The organism is Cloacibacterium normanense (assembly GCF_003860565.1).
GTDB lineage: Bacteria > Bacteroidota > Bacteroidia > Flavobacteriales > Weeksellaceae > Cloacibacterium > Cloacibacterium normanense.
The window spans coordinates 1,081,273-1,105,238 of record NZ_CP034157.1; the positions used below are offsets into that span (position 1 = coordinate 1,081,273).

Consider the following 23,966-nt stretch of genomic DNA (forward strand, 5'->3'; position numbering starts at 1 on the left):
CTAAACTATAAATTTTCAGATGATGTTTTGATGATTTTAGTCAAAATATTGATAATACTTTCAATCTCTTTTAAATATAATTCAACATCTACTTGAACGAGATTAGAAGATTGATATAACTTTAACCAATATTTTGTTTCTCTTGCTTCTTTATTCGCAATAGAAAGTTTTGAAATAAAATCTTTTTTAGATTGAGCAGCAATTGCTTCTTCTACGTTTGCACCAATTGAAGTACCACAACGAAGAATTTGTTTAGGTAATATAAATTCATTTTGAGACTTACAATCTGAGTAAAATTGTATAATTTTTAGGGCAAAATCAAAAGTCTTTTTCTGAATTAAATTATCTTCTTTGAAACTCATTTCATCTAAAATTTATAATTTAAAATCTATAATTTTAAAGAAGTTCAATTACAGAAGCTGCGCCTTGTCCTGTACCTACACACATAGAAACCATTCCGTATTTCACACCTCTTAATTTCATTTCGTCAAGAAGTTGAACGGTTAATTTAGTTCCTGTACAACCAAGTGGATGACCAAGAGCAATTGCTCCACCATTTACATTTAAAATTTCTGGGTTTAAATCCAATTCTTTTTTAATCGCAACTGACTGAGAAGCAAATGCTTCGTTCAATTCAATTAAACCAATATCTTGAAGAGAAAGCCCAGCTTGTTTTAACGCTTTTGGAATGGCGTAAATTGGTCCAACCCCCATAATTCTTGGCTCTAAACCAACAGCTGCATAAGAAACTAATCTTGCAATTGGCTCAAGATTTAATTCTTTTACCATTTCTTCTGACATTACTACTACGAAAGCAGCACCATCAGACATTTGAGAAGAGTTCCCTGCGGTAACAGAACCTCCAGCTGCGAAAACTGGTCTTAATTTTGCCAAACCTTCGATAGAAGTATCTGTTCTAGGACCTTCGTCTACTGAGAAATCAAATTTTTTGGTTTGAACTTTTTGATTTTCATCCAAGAAATTATATTCTACAGGAATTGGAACGATTTGTTTTGCAAATTTTCCTTCAGCAATAGCTTTCAAAGCTTTTTGATGAGATTCAAAAGCAAATTGGTCTTGTTCTTCTCTTGTAATTTTATATTGCTTAGCAACTTCTTCTGCAGTATAACCCATTCCCCAATAATAATCTGGGTGAGATTTTGCATAATGACTTTCTGGAACTGGTTTATAACCGCCCATTGGAATGAAAGACATACTTTCTGCACCTCCTGCAATAATACAATCTGCCATTCCTGCTTGAATTTTAGCAGATGCAATCGCAATCGCTTCAGAACCAGATGCACAATATCTGTTTACGGTAACTCCAGGAACTTTATCGGTATTTAATCCCATTAACGAAATGAGACGAGCCACGTTTAAGCCTTGTTCTGCTTCTGGCATTGCATTACCAACGATTAAATCATCGATTCTATCTTTATCTAACTGTGGCAAATCTGCCATCAATTTTTCTATCACTTTTGCAGCCATTACATCTGGTCTGGTAAATCTTAAACTTCCTTTCGGAGCTTTACCCACCGCTGTTCTGTAACCTGCTACTATATATGCTGTTTTATTTGACATATTTTTTAAATTTTAAATTTTGATTTCGCCACTTAGTGGCTTTTTTATTTATGGCTTTTAATTTCATCGGACTTTACCCGATGCTATTTTATTTCGCCACTTCGTGGCTCAAAACTTGATTTTTAATATTTTTAGTTTCTTAGCGGTTTACCTTTTTGTAACATGAACTGAATTCTCTCTAGTGTTTTTCTTTCACCACATAATTGTAAGAAAGCTTCTCTTTCAAGATTCAATAAATATTGTTCTGTAACTACAGTTGGCTCAGAAAGATTACCACCTACCATTACATAAGCCAATTTATCTGCTATTTTCTTATCGTGTTCAGAAATGAAATTTCCTGTTACCATTTGATCTGTTCCTACAAAGAACATACCTAATGCACCTTGACCCAAAACTTTTACTTTCTGCTGAATTGGTTGAGTATAACCTTGTTCTGCCATTAATTTAGCTACTTTCTTCGCTTCAGCAATCTGACGGTTTTTGTTTACTACCACGATGTCTTTATGATTTTGAAGAATTCCCATATCATAAGCTTCGTGAGCAGAAGTTGCAACTTTACCCATTGCGATATTCATGAAAGCTTCACGCATTCTGTTGTTTTTCACATCATCAGCAGCAAATTCTTTAGAAGTTCTCAAAGCGAATTCTTTAGTACCACCACCTCCAGGAATTACACCAACTCCAGTTTCTACTAAACCAATGTAAGTTTCTGCAACAGCAACTACTTTATCAGCATGCATGGTCATTTCGCAACCACCACCTAAAGTTAATCCGTGAGGTGCAACCACAACAGGAACAGAAGAGTAGCGAACTCTCATCATCGATTTTTGGAAGTAAGCAATTGCCATGTTCAGATCATCCCAATCTTGTTCGATGGCCATCATCAGAATCATCGCTAAATTTGCTCCCACAGAGAAATTAGCACCTTGATTTCCGATTACTAAACCGTCGTATTCTTTTTCTGCTAAGTCAATCGCTCTGTTTAAACCATCTAGAACTTCACCACCTAGAGAATTCATTTTTGAACGAATTTCAAAGTTGATGATTCCGTCTCCTAAATCTTGGATTGCAGAACCAGAATTGCTCCACAATGTTTTATTTTTTCTAATATTGTCAAGAATAATGAAAGCTTCTTGACCAGGAATATTATTGTAATTTCCGGAATTTTTGTCGAAGAAAATGCTTTGACCTTCTTCATTTACTTTGTAGAAAGATTCTACTGATTTCACCCATTCTGAAACAGTGAAACCTGCTTCTGTAGCCAATTCAATACCTTTTTGAATACCTACAGCATCCCAAATTTCGAAAGGACCGTTTTCCCAACCGAAACCAGCTTTCATCGCATCGTCTACTTTGTAAAGCTCGTCTGAAATTTCAGGAATTTTGTGTGAAACGTAAGCGAACAATGCACCTAAAGATTTTCTGTATAATTTGCCTGCTTTGTCTTTACCGCCAATTAAAACTTTGAATCTATCAATTGGTTTATCAATATTTTTAGTGAGTTCAAGAGTAGCGAAATTTGCTTTTCCTTGATTTTCGTATTGATAAGAATCTAAATTAAGACCGTGAATTTCTGATTTTCCATCAGCATTTTTCACTTTTTTATAGAAACCTTGTTCCGTTTTAGAACCTAACCATTTGTTTTCCATCATCATATTGATATAATCTGGAAGAACAAAAGTTCCTTTGAATTGTTCATCTTCTACACCAGAAGCGTGAACTCCGTTTGCCACGTGAACCAAAGTATCTAAACCTACCACGTCTGCAGTTCTGAAAGTTGCAGATTTCGGTCTACCAATAACTGGACCTGTTAATTTATCTACTTCAGTTACATTAAGACCTATAGATTTTACATTGTGAAGTAAATTCATCATCGAGAAAACTCCAATTCTGTTCGCGATGAAGGCAGGAGTATCTTTTGCTAAAACAGTAGTTTTTCCTAAGAATTTAGCGCCATATTCCATGTAGAATTTCACGATTTCAGCATCGGTATCATTGGTAGGAATAATTTCTAAAAGCGGTAAATATCTTACCGGGTTAAAGAAGTGCGTTCCTGCAAAATATTTTTTGAAATCATCACTTCTTCCTTCTACCAACATATTAATAGGGATACCAGAAGTATTAGAAGACACCAAAGTTCCAGGTTTACGGAATTGTTCGATTTTTTCGTAAACAGACTTTTTAATGTCTAATCTTTCTACTACCACCTCGATAATCCAATCTGTATTTTTGATTTTTTGCAAATCGTCATCAAAATTTCCTACAGAGATTCTTTCTGCAAACTCTTTTTTATAAAGTAGAGCAGGGCTGGCTTTTACTAATTTAGCCAAACTTTCTGTAGCAATTCTGTTTCGTACTGCTTTGTCTTCTTTGGTAAGACCTTTTTTCTGTTCAGCTTCTGTTAATTCAAACGGAACAATATCAAGAAGGAGAACTTCTACGCCAATGTTTGCAAAGTGCGCAGCAATTCCGCTTCCCATAATTCCTGAACCAAGAACTGTAACGTGTTTAATTCGTCTTTTCATTATAAATATAGGTTTATTTTTTATTGTTCATATCATTAGCAATTTTCAAAATGTCTCCCATGACTTCTTTGAAAACAGCGAATTTTTCTGGGTCTATTTTTTCTACCACTTTTTTATTAAATCCTACTACTACCTCTTTTGAAAGGTTTCTAGATTTAAGTCCTTTGTCTGTAAGTTTAATAATTACTTCTCTTTTATCAGAAGTTGTTTTTTCTTTGTAGATATAACCATTATCTTCTAAAAGCTTAATTATTCTCGTCAAAGAAGTGGGTTCAATAGCCATTTTAGGTCCAAGATTGGTACTTCTTGTTCCTTCTTTAGGATCAATTTTAAGTAGTGTTAAAGCTTGTACAGCCGTAGAATTATGCATAGAAGCTTGTTCGGAGTACATTTTACTCACTGCCAACCAAACTGATTTAAGCATTAAGTCTACATTTTCTACTTTTTCTTTAGTCTTAGTTTCCATTTTTAAAAAATGTTATGCGTGCATAGCAAATATAAAAAAAATACTATGCGTGCATAGTATTTTTTATAACAAACAGATAACTTATTGATTATGTGACAATTAATTATTATGCAAAGAATAATAGAGCTAAATAGAAAATGAGAAATTTCAAACGAAAAACGCTGATTATAAGCAATTTCTAATTGATAACAGTATTTCGTCAATAGATTGACAAGAAAACCTATTATTTTGGTAAAATATCTCCCAAAATGCACCCTGAAATTCTATTATAAAACCAGAAAGGTCTCTTTTAAAGTTTTTTTGCAAAGCAGAGTATAACATTTCTTTTTCTAAAAAAGGAGCTATAATTTCAGGTGAAACAAACTCTTCATTGATGGTAAAAAGTCGAGGATTGGTCAATAAATTATTCTTCAAAAGAATGTCTTCCGCCAAACCTTCTTGGAGATTTTGGTCATTAATAAACCAAATTTTATCTGCAAATTCTTTAGCCAATCGCCAATCGTGAGAAGAAAAGAGGATGATTTTATTATGGTTTTTAGCCAAATCTCTCAGCAATTTTAAAATGATAATTTTATTTTCTTCGTCTAAATGAGTTGTAGGTTCATCTAAAATAATCATAGGAGAATTCTGTGCTAAAGCTCTCCCAATAAAGGCTTTTTGAAGATTTCCGTCTGATAATTTTTGAAGCAAAGTAGTTCTATATTCTTCTAATTTTAGTTGAGAAATAATATTGTTTACATCTTCCAAATGTTCTTTTTCAAGCTTGTAATAATAAGGAAGATGAATAAACTTACCAAGTGAAATTAAATCTTCGGTGGTGTAATTGGCAGGAATTTGAGATTTTGCAAAAACTACAGCAATTTGTTCGGCAATTTCTTTATCAGAAAGTTTTTTTACATTTTTGTTATTAATGAAAATATCTCCTTTTAAAGTTGGAATTTGATTGAGAATAGATTTAATTAAAGTAGTTTTTCCAACGCCGTTATTACCAATCAACAAGCAAACATCACCGAAATCCAATGAAGCATTAAACTCTGAAATGAGAGGTTTTTGGTAACCGATTGTTGTATTTTTTATGTGTAAAAACATTTTTTTAACGCAAAATATTGCTAATTACTTATTATTCATTGCTTATTTTTAAGTATCATCATCAAAATTACTGGCACTCCAAATAAACTCGTAATCACATTAATTGGAAATTGAGAAAGTTCTGAAATTACAGAAAAAAATTCCATTATTAAAACGCCTAAAATCATATTCAAAATCCACTGTTGCCACAATTTCGCAGGCGAATAAATCATTCTGCTAAAATGAGGAACTACGATTCCTATAAACAAAATTGGCCCTAAAAACGCCGTAACAGAAGCAGAAAGTAGGGAAGAAGCAATGATGACAAAATATTTCAGTTGCTCTAAATTTACACCTAAACTTTTAGCATATTGATTTCCTAAACTATTTCCGATGAGCGGTTTTATGCTTTTGAAACTTAAAAACAATCCCATTAATACTACAATGCATAGCACCCAAAGTTGATTTCTGGTCACTTGATTATTCGCACCAAAACTCCATAAAATATAGTTTTTCAGACTTTGATTTTCTGCATATAATTGTAAGATAGAAACCACTGCTCCAGCTAAAGCAGAAACCAAGAAACCAAAAATAATCAGATATGATTTATCTTGAAATTTTCTAGAAAAAATCAATAAAATACTCATCAGCAAAAGGCTTCCAAGAATTGCAGAAATACTGATGAAACCATTTTGCAAAAATTCTGGTAAAGTAAAATCTTGAGAAAAAAAGATATAAAAAGCTACGCTTAAACTCGCAACTGAAGTAATTCCAAGAACCGATGGTCCAGCTAATGGATTTTGAAAATATTCTTGTAAAAGAAAACCAGAAGTAGGAATAGAAACGCCTGCTAGAAACATCGCTAAAACACGATTCATTCTGAGTTCTGCAATTTGTGAATTCTGAGCATTCCCATCAATAAAATCTGCTAAACCCAGTTTTATAAACCCTATATTTAAATTGATGAGAATCGTAATCACCACCAATGAAAATAGGAAAATAAGAATGGTTTTGAAGGTTTTATTGTTCACAGATTTTATTTAAAAACTTCACAAATTTAATTTAAAAAAATCTATGAAAAAGAAAACTCTCGCTGATTTTGCAAATTTTGCAGATTTTTTTGAGTCTATTCATCTGCTTAATCAGCCCCATCTGCGAGAGAAATATTTTATTTAAAAGAATTCAGTTTTGCATCTAAATCTTCTTTACTCATCATTCCTACTGTTTCTATTTCTTTATCACCTTTTTTAATCACGGTAAAAGGAATAGAACCACCGTCCCAAGTCTTGGTAATAGTCGTGAAATAATCTGGTGCAATCATAGAAGCATCAAAAAGAACTACATTTTTTCTGATATTATATTCATCTGCAAAATCACTTACTGCAGTATTCCAATCTTCTTTAGCATCTACACTTACAAAAGTAAATTTTACTGGTTGCCCTTTTAATTCTTCCATTTTTTCTTTGAAATGCGGAATCTCTTTCATACAAGGTCCACACCAAGTTGCAAAGAAATTGGTTACATAAATGGTGTCATTTTTTTGTGGTGCAACCATTGCTTTTAATTGCTCTTGATTCACTTCAGGCAACGCACTTGCAGGATTTACAGCTGAACTATCTACTGTTTCAGTGGTTGTTTCTTCTGTTAATTGGTCTGGAGTTTCACTCTTTTTACAAGAAAATAGTGCGGTTAATATAAGTGTGGAAAAGATTAATTTTTTCATAAATATTAATTGTTTATTTTTGTTATGGAATTGATTATTGAGTCGATTTTACAAATATAATAAAATCAAAATGCTTCTTTTGATATATTTGTTACAAACGAATTTAGAATTATTTTATTGAGAATCCTTTTAGACATATTTAAAAAATTTTTCTTGTTGATAGAACTAGGATTTTTGCTGATGATATTGGCAAACTTCTGGGTATTTTCTCTCACCGAAGGAAGAACGTATACTAAAATTTCTAAAATTCCGCCAAGAGAAGTAGCTTTGGTTTTAGGAACTTCTCCAAAAACGATGGCAGGAAATGCCAATCCATATTTCATTTCTAGAATGGATGCTACTGCGCTGCTTTATCATCATGGAAAAATCAAAAAAATCATTGTAAGTGGCGAAAAAAGTAAAGGCTATAACGAACCAAAAGCCATGAAAAATTTCTTGATTTATCAAGGTGGCGTTCCCGAAAACATTATTCTAGAAGACCCAAAAGGTTTTAATACCCGCGAAAGCATTCTAAGATGCAAAAATGAATACCAACAAAAAAACGTAATCATTGTTTCACAAGGATTTCATAACCTTAGAGCTTTATTTTTTGCAAGAAACATTGGTATGAACGCATTAGGATTTGATGCCCAAGATGTTACTAAATACCAGAGTTATTACAGAAATCATCTTAGAGAATTTCTCGCAAGAGTACAAGCGGTAGTGTATTATATTTTCGGGATTTCAAATGAAGAAGAACATCTGAAAAAATAGGGTTTCAGACCAAAAAAGAACGCATCAATCAACCAATTATTTAGGAATTTAGCTAAATTTGTAAAAAATATATTTTTAATGTTAGTAATAGGTATTGCAGGTGGAACTGGTTCTGGTAAAACCACCGTAGTGAATAATATTTTGCAACAATTGAATGCAGAAGGCGTAAATGTACTTTCTCAAGACAATTATTACCATGATAATCACCAATTATCGCTCTCAGAAAGAGAAGCGCTGAATTATGACCACCCAAAATCGATAGATTTTGAATTATTGGTAAAACATGTAAAAGCGCTGAAAAGAGGAGAAAACATAGAACAGCCTTTGTATTCCTTCGTTACGCATTCTAGAACTGGAGATCACGTAACTGTAGAACCTAAAAACGTTTTAATTGTAGAAGGAATTCTGGTTTTGACCAATCAGGAACTTTTAAAGGAATTCGATCTTAAAGTATTTGTGCATGCAGATTCAGACGAAAGATTAATCAGAAGAATTAGACGTGATACACAAGAACGCGGTAGAGATTTACACGAAGTTCTTCACCGTTATCAAACTACGCTGAAACCAATGCACCAAGAGTTTATAGAGCCTTCTAAAAACGAAGCAGACCTTATTGTTCCTAACATGAGAAAAAATTCTGTAGCTATTGATTTTCTTTCTACAGTCATTAACAATTCTCTTAAAAAAGCCTATTAATGAAGGAACTAATTAAAGATATTCAGAAAAAATCTCCGAGTTGGCGTTTCGTGCAGAAATACCTTCTCAATAAATATTTTATTACCATTTTTCTTTTTTTGGTATGGATGATTTTTTTTGATTCCACATCTTGGTTAGTCATCAAAGATTTAAACAAAGAAATAGACAAATACGAAGAACAACTCTCGTATTACAAGTCAGAATATCATAAAAATGATGCTTTCTACAAAAAGCTCATGAATAACAAAGCAGAAAAAGAAAAGTTTGCGCGAGAAAATTATTTTATGAAAAAGAAAAATGAAGAAATTTTCATTCTCGTGGTAGACAGTTCTGCCATTAAGCAAAAAGAAGAAGAATAAATAAATTATCTTGAATTTCGAATGTCGAAAAACATTTGAACACAAAACAAAAAACCATACATTATGTTTGATCAAGTTACACTTCAGGATTGGGAAAATCTGGTCAAAAAACAATTGAAAACAGAAGATATTTATGCTGTTCTTACCAAAGAAAACTTGGAAGGTATTTCTGTAAAACCTTATTATGCCGACACTGATTTTGTCTTAAAAAACCTGCCAAAAGTAGAAGAATCTACGCATTTGATTGCTAAATATCAAGATAATTTAGAAGAACATGCTTATGCGTTTTTACTAGAGCATAATGTAGAACATTTGACCGAAAAAACGCTTTTCGTTGCCAATAAAGATTTGGCAGGACACATTTCTCTTGCAGATGATAATCAATATATTTCTTTGATAGATGTTTTTGAAAATCAAGAAATCAACACAAAATTAGCGGAGGAATTATTGTCTAAAAATTTTAAAAGAAATATTGCCGTAGATACCACTTTATACCAAAATGCTGGAGCTTCTATAACGCAACAATTGGCTTTAGCATTAGCAAAAGCAAAAGATTTGGCAGAAGTTTTCGGAGCTGAAATTTTAGAAAAATTGGTTTTCAAATTTGCAGTAGGCGGAAATTATTTCTTTGAAATTGCAAAAATCAGAGCATTTAAAATCCTTTTCAATCAACTTTCTAAAGAATTCGGACTAGACAGCATTCCTTACATTTTCACAGAAACTTCTCTTAGAAATAAAGCTAAAAACGACGAAGAAAATAACCTGATTCGTTCTACGCTAGAACTTTCCGCAGCCATGATTGCTGGTTCTGATGCGGTTTATAGCAATGATTTTAAGGTACAAAACTCTAATTCACTTTCAGAAGAAATTTCGTTTAAACAACAAATTGTTTTAGCATACGAAAGCATTATTAATGTTTTTGACGATGCTGCCAACGGAAGTTATTATATTGAAGAAATCACCCATCAATTCGCAGAAAACGCATGGAAATTATTCTTAGAAATCGAAAATTCTGGTGGTTTTGTAGAAAATTTAAAATCTGGAAAAATTGCTGAAATGATCTATCAACAGGCAATTGCAGAACAAAATTGGGTAGAAGAAGGTAAAATAAAACTCATTGGTGTAAATCTTTATCCAAAACTAGAAAAAACTAAATCTGTAGAACAACTTTATAATGCTCAGGAAATAAAACCAGTAAGATGGGCTGAAATGTTTGAGTAAAATTTCCCACAGATTTCACAGAATTATGAACGAAAATGAAATTAGTTTTTATATAAGAAAATCTATTTTTGAAATTTACAATGAACTTGGACCAGGTTTATTGGAAAAAGTTTATGAAAAAACTTTAGCATATGATTTAAAAAGTAAAGGTTTAGAAGTAAAAACACAAGTTCCAATTCCTATAAAATTTAAAGAATTAACTCTAGATTCAAGTTTTATTGCTGACATAATTGTTGAAGATAAGGTAATTATTGAAATAAAATCTATTGAAGAAATCTCAAATGTTCATCATAAACAACTCTTAACTTATCTAAAACTAACAAATTTAAAATTAGGAATTCTAGTCAATTTTAATACAGATTATATTGATAAGAATATTTACAGAAAAATAAACGGATATATTAAATAAAATCTGTGAAATCTGTGGGAAATAAAATACAATACTTTATTGATGCAAATCTACACGCGGATTTGCATTCTTTGTTATTGAAAAAATCTCCATTTCCAGAGGTTTCTATGCAAGAATTGGTTCAGCAGATTAAAGGTAGAAAAGTAGCTGAAAAAAAGTTCCCTTTTTTGAATCAAGAAAACATTATTTTTCCGCCCAATCTTAATCTAGAACAGGCTTCATCACAAGACACCGCAGACTTCAAAAAACAGTTTTTTAAAGGAAAAAAATTCATTGATTTAACTTGTGGTTTCGGAATTGATGCCTATTTTCTCTCCCAAAATTTTGAAGAAATTACTTTAATAGAGCAGAATACAGAGCTTTTAGATATTGTAAAACACAATTGGGAAGTTCTGGACAGAAAGGCGAATTTCATCAACCAAAAATTAGAAGATTTTCTCAAAAATAATAAAGAACATTTTGATTTAATTTATCTAGATCCTGCAAGAAGAGATAATCATAACAGAAAAGTATTTCTTTTGGAGGATTTGTCGCCTAATATTATTGAAATTCAAGAGCAATTAAGTGACATTTCACCTGAAATTTTAATAAAACTTTCACCGCTGATTGATATTCAGCATTTGGTTTATTCGCTCAAAAATATTTATAAAATATGGATTATTGCTGTTAAAAATGAAGTAAAAGAAGTTTTGGTTTATCTCAAGAAAACAGAAAATCAACCAGAAATTTCTTGCATCAATTTACAATCTTCGGAACCTGAATTTCACTTTAATTTAGATGATAAAAAACATTGTCAATCAGAATTTTCAGCTCCTAAAAAATACATTTACATTCCGAATAATTCGGTTTTGAAATCTGGAGCATTCAATTTAGTTTCAGAGAAATTTGGTTTGAGAAAATTACATCAGAACACGCACATTTATACTTCCGAAGAAAAAATAGAACATTTCCCAGGAAGAATTTTTGAAACCGAAGAAATCAATTCAAAAGCGATTAAAAAGGGTGAACAATTTAATATCATCACCAAAAATTTTCCCTTAAAACCTGAAGAAATCAAGAAAAAACACAAAATAAAAGACGGCGGAAACCATTATCTTATCGCGGTGAAATCTCTTTCTGGAAATCATTTCCTAGTAGGAAAACTTCTTGATTAAGAAAATTTTAAGTTTTTTTTGTGGTAAACTCAATATTTCTTACTTTTGGAAAAATTTATAAACGTAATAATTTAGATATGAAAAAATTGGTATTTGCTGTAGCTGCAGCGTCTTTTTTAGTTTCTTGTGGTTTACCTGAAGGAGGAAACAAGGGAGTTTTGAAAAAAACTGAAGATGTAGTAAGATATGACGATGAAAATGCTGAAGCGCCTACTTACAAAGAAAAAACGGACTCTGCTACTGTAAAACAACCAGCTGCTGCAGAAGTTAAAGTAGATAGCACTGCAAAAAAATAAGATATTTTCTCATACAAAATACATGTCTTGCGATTGCGAGACATTTTTTATATTTACTAAAATTTTAAAACAATGTCGGACACACAAAGTTATATCCAACAAAACAAGCAACGTTTTCTAGACGAATTGATAGAATTATTGAAGATTGCTTCTATTTCTGCAGACCCAGCTTACAATCAAGATGTGCTCAATTGTGCTGATGCTGTGGCAAAACACCTTGCCAATGCAGGAGCAGATCAAGTAGAAATCTGCGAAACCAAAGGTTATCCTGTAGTTTATGGTGAAAAAATCATCAATCCAGAATTACCAACCGTTTTGGTTTACGGTCACTATGATGTTCAACCTGCAGATCCATTAGAATTGTGGGAAAGCGGACCATTTGAACCCGTGGTTAAAAAGACAGAACTTCATCCAGAAGGTGCGATTTTTGCAAGAGGAAGTGCGGATGATAAAGGCCAATTCTTTATGCACGTAAAAGCTTTTGAAGCCATGATGAAAACCAATTCTTTACCTTGTAATATTAAATTCATTATTGAAGGAGAAGAAGAAGTAGGTTCTGTAAGTTTAGCTGGATTTTTAGAAGAAAATAAAGAAAAACTTTCTTGTGATGTCATTTTAATTTCAGACACGCATATTTATTCTAACGAACAACCAACTGTGACTACTGGTCTTAGAGGTTTAAGTTATATGGAAGTAGAAGTAGAAGGTCCGAACAGAGATTTACACTCAGGATTATATGGTGGCGCTGTTCCTAATCCAATTAATGTTTTAGCAGAAATGATTGCTAAACTTCATGATGAAGAAGGAAGAATTACCATCGATGGTTTTTATGATAATGTAGAAATCGTTTCTGCGGAAGACAGAGCAGAAATGAATAAATTAAAAGACAACCCAGAAGAATTCAAAAAATCAATTGGATTAAGTGGAGTAGAAGGCGAAACAGGTTATACTACCTTAGAAAGAACTTCTATCAGACCAACTCTTGATGTAAACGGAATTTGGGGAGGTTATACAGGTGAAGGCGCTAAAACCGTCATTCCGAGCAAAGCATTTGCTAAAATTTCTATGAGATTGGTTCCTTATCAAACAGACGAAGAAATTACTGAAAAATTCACGAAATATTTTGAAAAAATAGCTCCAGCTTCTGTGAAGGTAAAAGTTACACCTCATCACGGTGGAATGCCTTATGTTTTACAAAGCAACACTAAAGAATTCCAAGCGGCTAAAAAAGCGATGGAAAAAGCCTTTGGTAAAGAAGTACTACCATATAGAAGTGGCGGAAGTATTCCTATTACTTCTCTTTTTGAGAAAATTTTGGGAGCAAAATCAGTTTTAATGGGCTTCGGTTTAGATTCTGATGCGATTCACTCGCCAAACGAACACTACGGATTGTATAATTTCTACAAAGGAATAGAAAGTATTCCATATTTCTTTGAATTTTATACTCAACAATAAATTTTAAGTTAATCCTCAGTCGAAAAGATTGAGGATTTTTTATTTCTGGTTAAAATTTGAGAATTAACTCCACATTTTTGGGAAATAAAAAACCATTAATTTGTGGTAATTTTTAATGATTTCAAAAATTATTTCCGAAATAAAATCTCAAAATTTCCTTTGTTTCAGGCAATTATCGTATATTTATGCAATGAATATAAATAATTTTAGAGTATTATGCATGCATAATATTTTTTTATTTAAATTAGCAAACATTCAAATAAGAAAAATTGAACCTTATGAAATCGCCGTGATTAGCAAACAACAATACTAATGATAAATGAGCGATTGCATATGACCTTTAAAAAAACAATAAAAATCTACATATGAAAATATTAGTTTGTATTAGTAGTGTTCCAGATACTACTTCTAAAATTAACTTTACTGCAGATAAATCTGCTTTTGACAAAAACGGAATTCAGTGGGTAATTAATCCTTACGACGAATTTGCTCTTACAAAAGCTGTAAAATTACAAGAATCTCAAGGCGCTACTGTAACCATCGCTACTGTAGGTGACGCAGCTACTGAAGCTGTAATGAGAAAAGCTCTTGCTATTGGTGCAAATGACGCAATAAGAGTAAACGCTGAACCACAAGACAGTATTACCGTAGCTAAAGAATTGGCTAAAATTGCAGAAGAAGGTGGTTATGACTTGGTACTTTGCGGTAAAGAATCTATTGATTATAATGGTGCTGCTGTTCCAGCAATGATTGCTCAATTACTTAATAGATCTTTCGTAAACGCTTGCGTAGGTTTAGAAGTAAACGGTGCAGAAGCTACTGCTGTAAGAGAAATTGAAGGGGAAAAGAAACATTAACTGTAAAAATTCCTGCTGTAATCGCTGGTCAAAAAGGTATGGTAGAAGAAAAAGATCTTATCATTCCTAACATGAGAGGAATTATGTCTGCTAGAACTAAACCTTTAACCGTAAAAGAACCAACTGAAACAGATGTTAAAGTAAGTGCAGTATCTTTTGATGCTGTTCCAGCTAGAGCTCAAGTAAAACTAGTTTCTGCGGATAATCTAGACGAATTGGTAAGATTACTTCACGAAGAAGCAAAAGTTATTTAACAAATTATTAATCCATTTGAAATTTGAAATTTGAAATTCAAAAAATCTCAAATCTTAAATCTCAAATCTCAAATCTTTTTAAATTATGTCAATTTTTGTATATACCGAAAATATTTCAGGAGCATATAAAAAAGCGGCTCTAGAAGCTGTTTCTTACGCAAAAACAGTTGCAGATATGTCTGGAACTGATGTAGTAGCGGTAAGCATTAATCCTACAGATGCTGCAGATGTTCTTTACAAATACGGAGCTTCTAAAGTGGTTACTCTAAAAAGTGACGCACTTAAAAGTTTCAACCCAAAAGCTTATGCAGAAGCTCTCGCTACTGTAGTAGATGGAGTAGTAGTTTTCCCGCATTCTACAGATGCTAGTTCTGTAGCTCCTATGCTTGCTGTGATTAAAAACGCTTCATTATTAACCAATGTAGTTTCTGCTCCTGTTGCTGTTTCTCCATTCGAAGCGAAGAGAAAGTCTTTCTCTGGTAAAGCTTTTATGGATGCTAAAGCTCATGGCGAAAATGTAGTGGTTACTGTTTCTCAAAATTCTTTCGGAGTAAAAGAAAATCCAGTAGCTGGTTCTGAAGAAGTAAAAGAAGTTTCTGTTTCTGCAGAAGGTCTTACAGTAGTTAATCAAGAAAAATCTTCAGGAAAATTAGACCTTAAAGAAGCAGAAGTGGTAGTTTCTGCAGGTAGAGGAATGAAAGGCCCTGAAAACTGGGGAATGATCGAAGAATTAGCTAATGTTTTAGGTGCCGCTACCGCTTGTTCTAAACCAGTTTCTGATATCGGTTGGAGATCTCACTCAGAACACGTAGGACAAACCGGTAAAGCCATCGCTCCTAATTTATACATAGCAGTAGGTATTTCTGGTGCTATTCAGCATTTGGCTGGTGTAAACTCTTCTAAAACTATCGTAGTGATTAATAATGATGCAGAAGCACCATTCTTTAAATCTGCTGATTATGGAGTAGTAGGAGATGCTTTCCAAATTATTCCTGCGCTTACAGAAAAAATTAAAGCATTAAAAGGACACTAAAATATCATCCTTTTTAAAAATATCAATCCGAGATTTTTATCTCGGATTTTTTTGTCGTTGCAGAAGCCAAAATTTTTTATTTCTTTTGAAGAATAAATGAATTTCTCATTATATAAAAAGTAAAACCAATTTTATCATCAAAACTTGTGAAATAAATCATCTGAAGGCAGTGATAAAATTTTAAATATCAAATGTTAAATTTTAAAAATTAAAGTATATTTGTATTCATGGATTATAAACAACTAATCATACGCGGAATATCTTATAGCCAAACTCAATCTGGAGCTTACGCACTGCTTCTGGAACATGAAGAAACTGGCGTAAAACTACCTGTAGTAATTGGTAATTTTGAGGCTCAATCTATTTCTTTAGGTTTAGAAAAAGACTTGCGACCACCTCGTCCACTCACGCATGATTTATTTACCAAATTTGTAAATTCTACGCATTACACCCTAGAATCGGTAATTATTTATCAAATTATTGACGGCGTTTTCTTCTCTAATCTCAATTTTAAAAATACAGAAAACGGAGAAGAACTTATTTTAGATGCCAGAACTTCTGATGCTGTAGCAATGGCAGTACGTTTTGATGCTCCAATCTATACGACAGAACAAGTATTGAACGAAGCTGGAATTCTTCTAGAAATTGACAATAACAATGAATTACCAGAACCTGAAACTGCTTCAGAAAGTGAAACTTCTGACCTCAGAAAACTCAGCACAGAAGAATTACAAATTTTATTAGACGATGCTGTGAGAGAAGAAGATTATGATACCGCCATGGAAATCCAAGAAGAACTCAAAAGACGAAATAAAAAAATTGACTAGTGCTAAAAATTAAAATTAAATAATAAACTCTGAAAACACTCAACGGTCTAAAATACCGTAAAAGAAAAAATTACTACTTATGAATATTAAATTTAGATTGACACTGCTCAGTTTTCTACAATTTTTTGTTTGGGGAGCTTGGCTTACTACAATTGCTACTTATTGTTTAAGTACAAAGGGATGGACCTTCCCTCAGTTTGGTGCAATTTTCTCAACTCTAGGAATAGCATCGATTATAACTCCACCAATTGTAGGAATCTTAGTAGACAAATATATAAATTCAGAAAAATTGTATGGTATTCTTCATATCCTTTATGGAATCATGATGTTTTTTGTACCAGGAATTAATGATCCAGAACAGTTATATTGGATTATTTTAATCGCAATGTTCTTTTACATGCCTACTATTTCACTATCTTATTCTCTAATTTATAGAGTTTTATCTGACAATAATTCTGATGTAGTAACTAATTTTCCTAAAATTAGAGTATGGGGAACTGTTGGTTTTATCATTGCAATGTGGATTACTAATTTTACAAATTTTGATTATACTCAGTCTGACATATTGTCTTTCAACTTTATAAAGCTAGCTACACCTACACCTCTCCAATTCTATATCGCATCTGCTGGAGCAATTATTTTAGGTTTATATGCCTTCACATTGCCTAGTTGTCCTCCAGAAAATAACAAAAAAGATGCAAACGGAATTCTAGAAAAACTAGGATTAAATGCTTTTGTTTTGTTTAAAAACCCAAAAATGGCAAGTTTTTTTATTTTTTCTATGTTCTTAGGAGCTGCTTTGCAATTAACTAACATGTACGCAGATGTTTTTATTGACAGCTTCAAAAATATAGCCGCATATAAAGATAGTTTTGCAGTAAAATACAGTACCGTAATTGTATCTATCAGCCAAATTTCTGAAACATTATTTATACTTGCTATTCCATTTTTCCTAAAAAAATATGGTATTAAAAAAGTAATGTTAATGAGTATGCTCGCTTGGGTTCTAAGATTTGGACTATTTTCAGTAGGTTACCCAACTGGTTTCGGACTTTTTGCATTAATTTTATCTATGATTGTTTATGGAATGGCATTTGATTTCTTTAATATTTCTGGTTCTCTTTTCGTAGAAACTTCTACTGACTCTAAGCTTAGAGGTTCTGCACAAGGTTTATTCATGATGATGACAAACGGAATTGGAGCGATTATAGGAAGCAAAGCAAGTGGATTTATCATTGAAAAATACTTTATAAATACTGATGGCAGCACAAATTGGAGTGGAGCTTGGCTCACATTCTCTATTTATGCACTTGTTATTGCAATACTATTTGGTATTTTCTTTAAACACAAGCACAATCCAGAAGCAATAGGAAACGTATCTCATTAATCTAAATCATTGATTATAAACATAAAACACACTTTTTAAAAAGTGTGTTTTTTTTTGTACTTTGGCGAAAAGAATTTTAAAATTTAAATCTCTATTAAATATCATGAAAGAAGTATTTATCGTTTCAGCAGCAAGAACACCTATGGGAAGTTTTCTAGGAAGTTTATCTAGCATTCCTGCCCCTAAATTAGGTGCTATTGCCATTAAAGGAGCGTTAGACAAAATTAATCTTGACGCAAAACACGTTCAAGAAGTTTATATGGGTAATGTTTTACAAGCTGGAGAAGGACAAGCTCCTGCTCGTCAAGCTGCATTAGGCGCTGGTTTATCAAACGAAACACCTTCTACTACAATCAATAAAGTATGTGCTTCTGGGATGAAAGCCGTAATGATGGCTTCACAATCTATTAAATCTGGTGACCAAGACGTAATTGTAGCGGGTGGAATGGAAAACATGAGCCAAGTTCCGCATTATTACAGCGCGAGAAATGCTGTAAAACTGGGAGATGTAAAAATGCAAGACGGAATGTTAGTTGACGGTTTGACTGATGTTTACAACAAAATTCACATGGGAGTTTGTGCAGAAAAATGTGCTGCAGAATATGAATTCTCAAGAGAAGACCAAGACAACTTCGCGATTCAGTCTTATAAAAGAAGTGCAGAAGCTTGGGCTTCTGGTAAATTTAAAGAGGAAATCGTACCTGTAGAAATTCCACAGAGAAAAGGAGAACCTATTATTTTCGCAGAAGACGAAGAATATAAAAATGTAAATTTTGACAGAATTGGAACTTTGCCTACTGTTTTCCAAAAAGAAAATGGAACCGTAACTGCTGCGAATGCTTCTCCATTAAATGATGGTGCTTCTGCATTGGTTTTAATGTCAAAAGAAAAAATGGAAGAATTGGGCTTAAAACCTTTGGCAAAAATCGTTTCTTATGCAGATGCTGCTCACGAACCTGAATGGTTTACCACCGCTCCTTCAAAAGCATTACCTATCGCACTTAAAAAGGCTGGTTTAGAAGTTTCTGATATTGATTTCTTCGAGTTTAATGAAGCTTTTTCAGTAGTTGGTTTAGCCAACAATAAAATTTTAGGTTTAAACGAATCTAAGGTAAATGTAAATGGTGGTGCTGTTTCATTAGGACATCCACTAGGAAGTTCTGGTGCTAGAATTATCGTTACACTCATTAATGTTTTAAAACAAAACAATGGTAAATATGGCGCTGCTGCAATCTGTAATGGAGGTGGTGGTGCTTCTGCAATTGTGATTGAGAATTTATAATTTTCTCATCTTACAAATGATTAACCATTAAGATTTATTGATTTTTTAGTCAATTTCTTAATGGTTTTTTTATTTTTGTGTAATAATTCCCTTTTACGGAAAAAAACTATGAAACAAAATATCAAAAACAACCCTAAAATCATGAAAGCTTGGGCTTTCTACGATTGGGCGAATTCTGTTTATTCACTGGTAATTACCTCTACCATTTTTCCTATTTACTATTCTATTATTACTACTGCTTACGAAAAAAGCGAGTACGTAACCGAAACAGGAAAATGGATAAAAGTTCCTGTGAGGAATATGATTAATATTTTCGGTAAAGATTATCAACCAGATGCAGTTTATGGCTATTCGCTTACCATTTCGTTTTTGATTGTGGTCATTCTTTCGCCGATTTTATCATCTTTAGCAGACACCATTGGAAATAAAAAGTCTTTCTTGCAATTTTTTGCTTATTTAGGAGCAACTTCTTGTATGGGATTGGCGATGTTTACCAATATGAATAACGTTTTCTTAGGATTGATTTTCAGTATTACTGCGAGTGTAGGATTCTGGGGAAGTTTGGTTTTTTACAATTCATTCTTGCCGGATATTGCTACACCAGATAAACAAGATGCACTTTCCGCAAAAGGTTACGTTTATGGTTACATTGGTTCTGTAATTTTAGTGGTGATTTGTTTGGCTTTGATTATGTTTTTTGCGGACACTCCAAAAGAAGCTCTTTTATACACTAGAATTTCATTCTTATTCACGGGAGCTTGGTGGTTTGGATTTTCTCAATACACCTTCAAACATTTACCTCAATTTGGTGAAGTAAAAGACCAATTACCAAAAGATTTAGTATTGCTGAATCTAAAAAATATTTTCCAAAATCATAAAAGTAATGGTGGCTTTGTAGAAGTTCTGAAAGACAATATTATCTTCTACATTGAAATCGTTAAGGAAAGCTTTAGAGAATTGTATAAAGTTGGTGCACAATTATTTAGAACCGCTAATCTTAAGTATTTTTTAGCAAGTTTCTTCTTTTATAGTGTTGGAATGCAGACCATTTTCTTAATGGCCACATTATTTGGAAAGAGTGAAATCAACCTTGAACAAGGAAAACTGATCATGACCTTGTTAATCATTCAAATTGAAGCTATTATTGGTGCTATTTTCTTCTCGAGATTATCCAAAAGAATAGGCAATAAAAATGTGATTAGCATTACCATTATTTTATGGATTTTTGCTTGTCTTTCTGCTTATTTCCTCAAAAAAGAAAATCCAAATGTAGAGTATCAATTTTACGGAATTGCAGCCATCATCGGTTTGGTAATGGGCGGAATTCAGTCGATGTCTCGTTCTACCTACAGTAGACTTTTACCAAAAGATTCTATGGATAACACTACATATTTCAGCTTTTATGATGTATTAGAAAAGATAGCAATTATCCTAGGAACCTTCATCTTTGCACTATTAATCGACAATTATGATGCAATTAGGTTGTTCTTCTTACAAGAATGTTCATTCCAATTGCCTACCACTTCAGGAATGAGATTTGCAGCACTTTCTATGTCTGTTTTCTTTGCATTAGGATTGTTTTTCATTAGATTTTTGAAATTCAACAAAATATCAGACAAAGAAACTTTGTAAATCTTTAGATAATATATTCACAAGAACCTCAAATTTGAGGTTCTTTTTTTATGCGGAAATCTTACGATTGATAAACTTTTTCAGAGAATAATTCCGTATTTTTGTAAGTCTTGATTTTTTTGACGAGATTGACATTATGAGTACAGAAAAAGAATACATCGAAATATACGGAGCTAGAGAACACAATCTTAAAAACATCAATGTTAAAATACCTAGAAATGAATTGGTTACCATTACGGGACTTTCTGGTTCTGGGAAATCTTCTTTGGCTTTTGACACCATTTTTGCAGAAGGACAAAGACGTTACATCGAAACATTTTCTGCATATGCTCGTCAGTTTTTGGGCGGTTTAGAGCGTCCAGATGTAGATAAAATCGAAGGACTTTCTCCTGTAATTGCCATCGAACAAAAGACTACCAATAAAAACCCACGTTCTACAGTGGGTACCGTTACAGAATTGTATGATTTTTTACGTTTGCTTTTCGCTAGAGTTTCAGATGCTTATTCTTTGGAAACTGGTCAAAAAATGGTGAGCTACACAGAAGAACAAATTCTAGAAACCATCAAAGAAAATTATAAAGGCGAAAAAGTTTTGCTTCTCGCTCCAGTTGTGCGTTCCAGGAAAGGTCATTATCACGAACTTTTTGTGCAATTGGCGAAAAAAGGATATTCGCAAGCCAGAATTGATGGAGAATTACAAGATATAGAATATGATTTAAAGCTTGACCGTTACAAAACTCACGATATAGAAGTGGTAATAGACCGATGGATTATCGGCGAAAATGCTACGGAAAGCAGAATGGCAAAATCTCTGAAAACGGCTTTGCAAATGGGAGAAGGAGTAGTAATGGTTCAGAAATTAGGCGCAACAGACTATCAATATTTTTCTAAAAATTTGATGGATGCACACAGCGGAAATGCGTTGCCTATTCCAGAGCCAAACACGTTTTCTTTCAACTCACCAAAGGGAAGTTGCCCAACTTGTAAAGGTCTCGGAACCATCAAAAAAATCAATGAAGAATTTTTGGTAGAAAATCCTAATTTTTCTATCAATCAAGGCGCTTTATTACCTCTAGAAGTTTTGAAAGGAAACAAATGGCTTCTCACTCAAATTAAAAATATTTTAGAGATTTTCGGGCTAGGTTTAAATACTTCTTTCAATGAAATTCCTCGTGAAGCGGTAGATTATATTTACTACGGTTGCCAAAAAGAATTTACTGCAGATTTAAAATACGCGGGAATTTCTAAGAAAATAAAAATCAATTTTGAAGGGTTGGTTCCTTATCTCAGTCAAGTAATTGAAGATAAAGAAAACTACGACGCAGTAGTGCTTGAAAGACAATTTACCACCGAGGAAACTTGTCCAGAATGTAACGGAGCAAGACTTCAAAAAAGCAGTTTAGCTTTTAAAATTGATGGAAAAAACATTGCTGAAATCAATGCTTTGAGTTTGTTGGATTTGAAAGATTGGATTCAAGAAGTTAAAGAAAAATTCAGCGAAAAAAATAAAATCATTGCCAATGAAATTCTAAAAGAAATAGAAACCAGATTGCAGTTTTTATTAGACGTTGGTTTAGATTATTTAAGCTTGAGTAGAAGTTCTAGAACGCTTTCTGGTGGCGAATCTCAGAGAATTAGATTGGCTACACAAATTGGTTCCCAACTCGTAAATGTATTGTATATTTTAGATGAACCGAGCATTGGTTTGCATCAAAGAGACAATGAAAGACTCATCAATTCATTGAAAAATCTTCGTGATATTGGGAATTCTGTTCTCGTGGTAGAACATGATAAAGACATGATTTTAGAAGCCGATTACGTTCTAGATATCGGTCCTAGAGCCGGAAAACATGGCGGCGAAATTCTTTGGCAAGGAAAACCTAAAGATCTAATCAAAGCAAATACAATCACGGCAGATTATCTCACGGGCAAAAGAAGCATAGAAATCCCTAAAGAAAGAAGAAAAGGAAACGGAAAATTTCTAAAATTAAAAGGCGCAACAGGAAATAACCTGAAAAACGTAAACCTCGAAATTCCTTTAGGAAAATTGGTAGTGGTAACAGGAATTTCAGGAAGTGGAAAATCTTCTTTGATTAATGGAACGCTTTATCCAATTCTCAACAAACATTTTTACAGAGCGATTCAAGAACCTTTGCCTTACAAAAAATTTGAAGGCATTGAAAATATCGACAAAATTGTAGATGTAGACCAAACTCCGATTGGTAGAACGCCGCGTTCTAATCCTGCAACTTACACCGGAATGTTCACCGATATCAGAAATCTTTTTGCAGAATTGCCAGAATCTAAAATTCGTGGTTATAAAGCAGGAAGATTTTCTTTCAATGTAAAAGGTGGAAGATGCGAAACGTGTCAAGGTGGTGGTTTAAAAGTCATAGAAATGAACTTTTTGCCAGATGTTTACGTGCATTGCGAAACCTGTAACGGAAAACGCTTCAACAGAGAAACTTTGGAAGTTCGCTACAAAGGAAAATCAATTTCTGATGTTTTGGAAATGACGATTGATGAAGCTGTAGATTTCTTCCAACCGATTCCAAAAATTTATGCTAAAGTGAAGACTTTACAAGATGTTGGTTTGGGTTACATTACACTTGGTCAACAATCTACCACGTTAAGTGGAGGAGAAGCTCAACGTATAAAACTAGCAACAGAACTTGCCAAAAAACAAACAGGAAACACGCTTTATATTCTAGATGAACCTACAACAGGTTTGCACTTTGAAGATGTAAAAATCTTGATGGAAGCCATCAAGCAGTTGGTAGAATTAGGCAATTCTTTTATTATTATTGAACATAATTTAGATGTCATTAAATTAGCAGATCACATTATAGACATCGGTCCAGAAGGTGGAAAACACGGTGGCGAAATCATCGCAACGGGAACTCCTGAAGAATTGATAAAATCTAAAAAATCTTTGACGGCGAAGTTTTTGAAGAAGGAAATGGAATAATAACTAAAAACTAATAACCA

At 32.9% G+C, this 23,966-nt stretch carries 21 protein-coding genes and 1 pseudogene; 15 read left to right on the top strand and 7 right to left on the bottom strand.

The genetic code is table 11. The features are described from left to right. Positions 1-5 precede the first annotated feature (5 nt). From EB819_RS04930 to EB819_RS04960, 7 genes are all read right to left on the bottom strand, one after another. The gene (locus EB819_RS04930; RefSeq protein WP_069798982.1) at positions 6-362 is read right to left on the bottom strand and encodes a four helix bundle protein; all 357 of its coding nucleotides are present in this window, start codon (positions 360-362) and stop codon (positions 6-8) included. A 34-nt stretch (positions 363-396) separates the two neighbouring features. Beyond that, positions 397-1,581, bottom strand: coding sequence for a thiolase family protein (locus EB819_RS04935; protein WP_069798983.1), 1,185 nt, complete (start codon positions 1,579-1,581; stop codon positions 397-399). 131 nt (positions 1,582-1,712) lie between these two features. Beyond that, on the bottom strand, positions 1,713-4,106 hold the full coding sequence (locus tag EB819_RS04940; protein ID WP_069798985.1) for a 3-hydroxyacyl-CoA dehydrogenase/enoyl-CoA hydratase family protein: 2,394 nt from the start codon (positions 4,104-4,106) through the stop codon (positions 1,713-1,715). Between the two features lie 13 nt (positions 4,107-4,119). Next, positions 4,120-4,572 carry a MarR family winged helix-turn-helix transcriptional regulator gene (locus EB819_RS04945; RefSeq protein ID WP_069798987.1) on the bottom strand — a complete coding sequence of 151 codons (453 nt, stop codon included), beginning with the start codon at positions 4,570-4,572 and terminating at the stop codon, positions 4,120-4,122. Between the two features lie 165 nt (positions 4,573-4,737). Continuing rightward, entirely contained in the window at positions 4,738-5,661 is a 924-nt protein-coding gene (locus EB819_RS04950; RefSeq protein WP_069798990.1) for an ABC transporter ATP-binding protein, read from the bottom strand. 35 nt (positions 5,662-5,696) lie between these two features. Beyond that, positions 5,697-6,671: an iron chelate uptake ABC transporter family permease subunit gene (locus EB819_RS04955; RefSeq protein ID WP_069798991.1), complete on the bottom strand. Its 975-nt coding sequence runs from the start codon at positions 6,669-6,671 to the stop codon at positions 5,697-5,699. Positions 6,672-6,808: 137 nt separating this feature from the next. Continuing rightward, on the bottom strand, positions 6,809-7,363 hold the full coding sequence (locus EB819_RS04960; RefSeq protein WP_069798993.1) for a TlpA family protein disulfide reductase: 555 nt from the start codon (positions 7,361-7,363) through the stop codon (positions 6,809-6,811). Positions 7,364-7,480: 117 nt separating this feature from the next. On the opposite strand from EB819_RS04960, the gene EB819_RS04965 reads away from it, so the two are divergent. The 15 genes and pseudogenes from EB819_RS04965 (at position 7,481) to uvrA (ending at position 23,946) form a co-directional block, all read left to right on the top strand. After that, positions 7,481-8,116, top strand: a complete 636-nt coding sequence (locus EB819_RS04965) for a SanA/YdcF family protein (RefSeq protein ID WP_069798995.1) — start codon at positions 7,481-7,483, stop codon at positions 8,114-8,116. Between the two features lie 78 nt (positions 8,117-8,194). Beyond that, a complete protein-coding gene (udk, locus tag EB819_RS04970) occupies positions 8,195-8,812 on the top strand; it encodes a uridine kinase (RefSeq protein WP_069798997.1) in 618 nt (205 codons plus the stop codon). Next, positions 8,812-9,171 carry an FtsB family cell division protein gene (locus EB819_RS04975; RefSeq protein ID WP_069798999.1) on the top strand — a complete coding sequence of 120 codons (360 nt, stop codon included), beginning with the start codon at positions 8,812-8,814 and terminating at the stop codon, positions 9,169-9,171. The genes udk and EB819_RS04975 overlap by 1 nt, the downstream gene beginning before the upstream one ends. Before the next feature lie 63 nt (positions 9,172-9,234). Continuing rightward, positions 9,235-10,392: a methylmalonyl-CoA mutase family protein gene (locus EB819_RS04980; protein WP_069799002.1), complete on the top strand. Its 1,158-nt coding sequence runs from the start codon at positions 9,235-9,237 to the stop codon at positions 10,390-10,392. Between the two features lie 25 nt (positions 10,393-10,417). Next, the gene (locus EB819_RS04985) at positions 10,418-10,801 is read left to right on the top strand and encodes a GxxExxY protein (RefSeq protein ID WP_069799005.1); all 384 of its coding nucleotides are present in this window, start codon (positions 10,418-10,420) and stop codon (positions 10,799-10,801) included. A 14-nt stretch (positions 10,802-10,815) separates the two neighbouring features. Next, entirely contained in the window at positions 10,816-11,955 is a 1,140-nt protein-coding gene (locus EB819_RS04990; protein ID WP_394337969.1) for an RsmD family RNA methyltransferase, read from the top strand. 77 nt (positions 11,956-12,032) lie between these two features. Next, entirely contained in the window at positions 12,033-12,251 is a 219-nt protein-coding gene (locus tag EB819_RS04995; RefSeq protein ID WP_069799010.1) for a hypothetical protein, read from the top strand. Between the two features lie 72 nt (positions 12,252-12,323). Beyond that, on the top strand, positions 12,324-13,706 hold the full coding sequence (locus EB819_RS05000) for a dipeptidase (RefSeq protein WP_069799013.1): 1,383 nt from the start codon (positions 12,324-12,326) through the stop codon (positions 13,704-13,706). Between the two features lie 365 nt (positions 13,707-14,071). Then, a pseudogene (locus EB819_RS05005) lies at positions 14,072-14,817 on the top strand (electron transfer flavoprotein subunit beta/FixA family protein). Positions 14,818-14,902: 85 nt separating this feature from the next. After that, positions 14,903-15,850, top strand: coding sequence for an electron transfer flavoprotein subunit alpha/FixB family protein (locus EB819_RS05010; protein ID WP_069799018.1), 948 nt, complete (start codon positions 14,903-14,905; stop codon positions 15,848-15,850). Between the two features lie 227 nt (positions 15,851-16,077). Beyond that, complete coding sequence (locus EB819_RS05015; RefSeq protein ID WP_069799021.1) at positions 16,078-16,677, top strand: bifunctional nuclease family protein; 600 nt, start codon at positions 16,078-16,080, stop codon at positions 16,675-16,677. Between the two features lie 79 nt (positions 16,678-16,756). Further along, entirely contained in the window at positions 16,757-18,064 is a 1,308-nt protein-coding gene (locus EB819_RS05020; RefSeq protein WP_069799023.1) for a nucleoside permease, read from the top strand. Between the two features lie 103 nt (positions 18,065-18,167). Further along, complete coding sequence (locus EB819_RS05025; protein ID WP_069799095.1) at positions 18,168-19,346, top strand: acetyl-CoA C-acyltransferase; 1,179 nt, start codon at positions 18,168-18,170, stop codon at positions 19,344-19,346. A gap of 108 nt (positions 19,347-19,454) precedes the next feature. Then, complete coding sequence (locus EB819_RS05030; protein ID WP_069799026.1) at positions 19,455-20,978, top strand: MFS transporter; 1,524 nt, start codon at positions 19,455-19,457, stop codon at positions 20,976-20,978. Positions 20,979-21,114: 136 nt separating this feature from the next. Next, positions 21,115-23,946 carry an excinuclease ABC subunit UvrA gene (gene uvrA, locus EB819_RS05035; protein WP_069799029.1) on the top strand — a complete coding sequence of 944 codons (2,832 nt, stop codon included), beginning with the start codon at positions 21,115-21,117 and terminating at the stop codon, positions 23,944-23,946. The last annotated feature ends 20 nt before the right edge of the window (positions 23,947-23,966 follow it).

Bases quoted from the DNA above. Each gene is read 5' to 3' on its own strand.
- EB819_RS05030 (WP_069799026.1), top strand. From the start codon at position 19,455: ATGAAACAAAATATCAAAAACAACCCTAAAATCATGAAAGCTTGGGCT.
- EB819_RS05015 (WP_069799021.1), top strand. From the start codon at position 16,078: ATGGATTATAAACAACTAATCATACGCGGAATATCTTATAGCCAAACT.
- EB819_RS04980 (WP_069799002.1), top strand. From the start codon at position 9,235: ATGTTTGATCAAGTTACACTTCAGGATTGGGAAAATCTGGTCAAAAAA.
- EB819_RS05020 (WP_069799023.1), top strand. From the start codon at position 16,757: ATGAATATTAAATTTAGATTGACACTGCTCAGTTTTCTACAATTTTTT.
- EB819_RS04950 (WP_069798990.1), bottom strand. From the start codon at position 5,661: ATGTTTTTACACATAAAAAATACAACAATCGGTTACCAAAAACCTCTC.
- EB819_RS05000 (WP_069799013.1), top strand. From the start codon at position 12,324: ATGTCGGACACACAAAGTTATATCCAACAAAACAAGCAACGTTTTCTA.
- EB819_RS04940 (WP_069798985.1), bottom strand. From the start codon at position 4,106: ATGAAAAGACGAATTAAACACGTTACAGTTCTTGGTTCAGGAATTATG.
- EB819_RS04985 (WP_069799005.1), top strand. From the start codon at position 10,418: ATGAACGAAAATGAAATTAGTTTTTATATAAGAAAATCTATTTTTGAA.
- EB819_RS05025 (WP_069799095.1), top strand. From the start codon at position 18,168: ATGAAAGAAGTATTTATCGTTTCAGCAGCAAGAACACCTATGGGAAGT.
- EB819_RS04975 (WP_069798999.1), top strand. From the start codon at position 8,812: ATGAAGGAACTAATTAAAGATATTCAGAAAAAATCTCCGAGTTGGCGT.
- EB819_RS04930 (WP_069798982.1), bottom strand. From the start codon at position 362: ATGAGTTTCAAAGAAGATAATTTAATTCAGAAAAAGACTTTTGATTTT.
- EB819_RS04935 (WP_069798983.1), bottom strand. From the start codon at position 1,581: ATGTCAAATAAAACAGCATATATAGTAGCAGGTTACAGAACAGCGGTG.
- EB819_RS04960 (WP_069798993.1), bottom strand. From the start codon at position 7,363: ATGAAAAAATTAATCTTTTCCACACTTATATTAACCGCACTATTTTCT.
- EB819_RS05010 (WP_069799018.1), top strand. From the start codon at position 14,903: ATGTCAATTTTTGTATATACCGAAAATATTTCAGGAGCATATAAAAAA.
- EB819_RS04995 (WP_069799010.1), top strand. From the start codon at position 12,033: ATGAAAAAATTGGTATTTGCTGTAGCTGCAGCGTCTTTTTTAGTTTCT.
- uvrA (WP_069799029.1), top strand. From the start codon at position 21,115: ATGAGTACAGAAAAAGAATACATCGAAATATACGGAGCTAGAGAACAC.
- udk (WP_069798997.1), top strand. From the start codon at position 8,195: ATGTTAGTAATAGGTATTGCAGGTGGAACTGGTTCTGGTAAAACCACC.
- EB819_RS04945 (WP_069798987.1), bottom strand. From the start codon at position 4,572: ATGGAAACTAAGACTAAAGAAAAAGTAGAAAATGTAGACTTAATGCTT.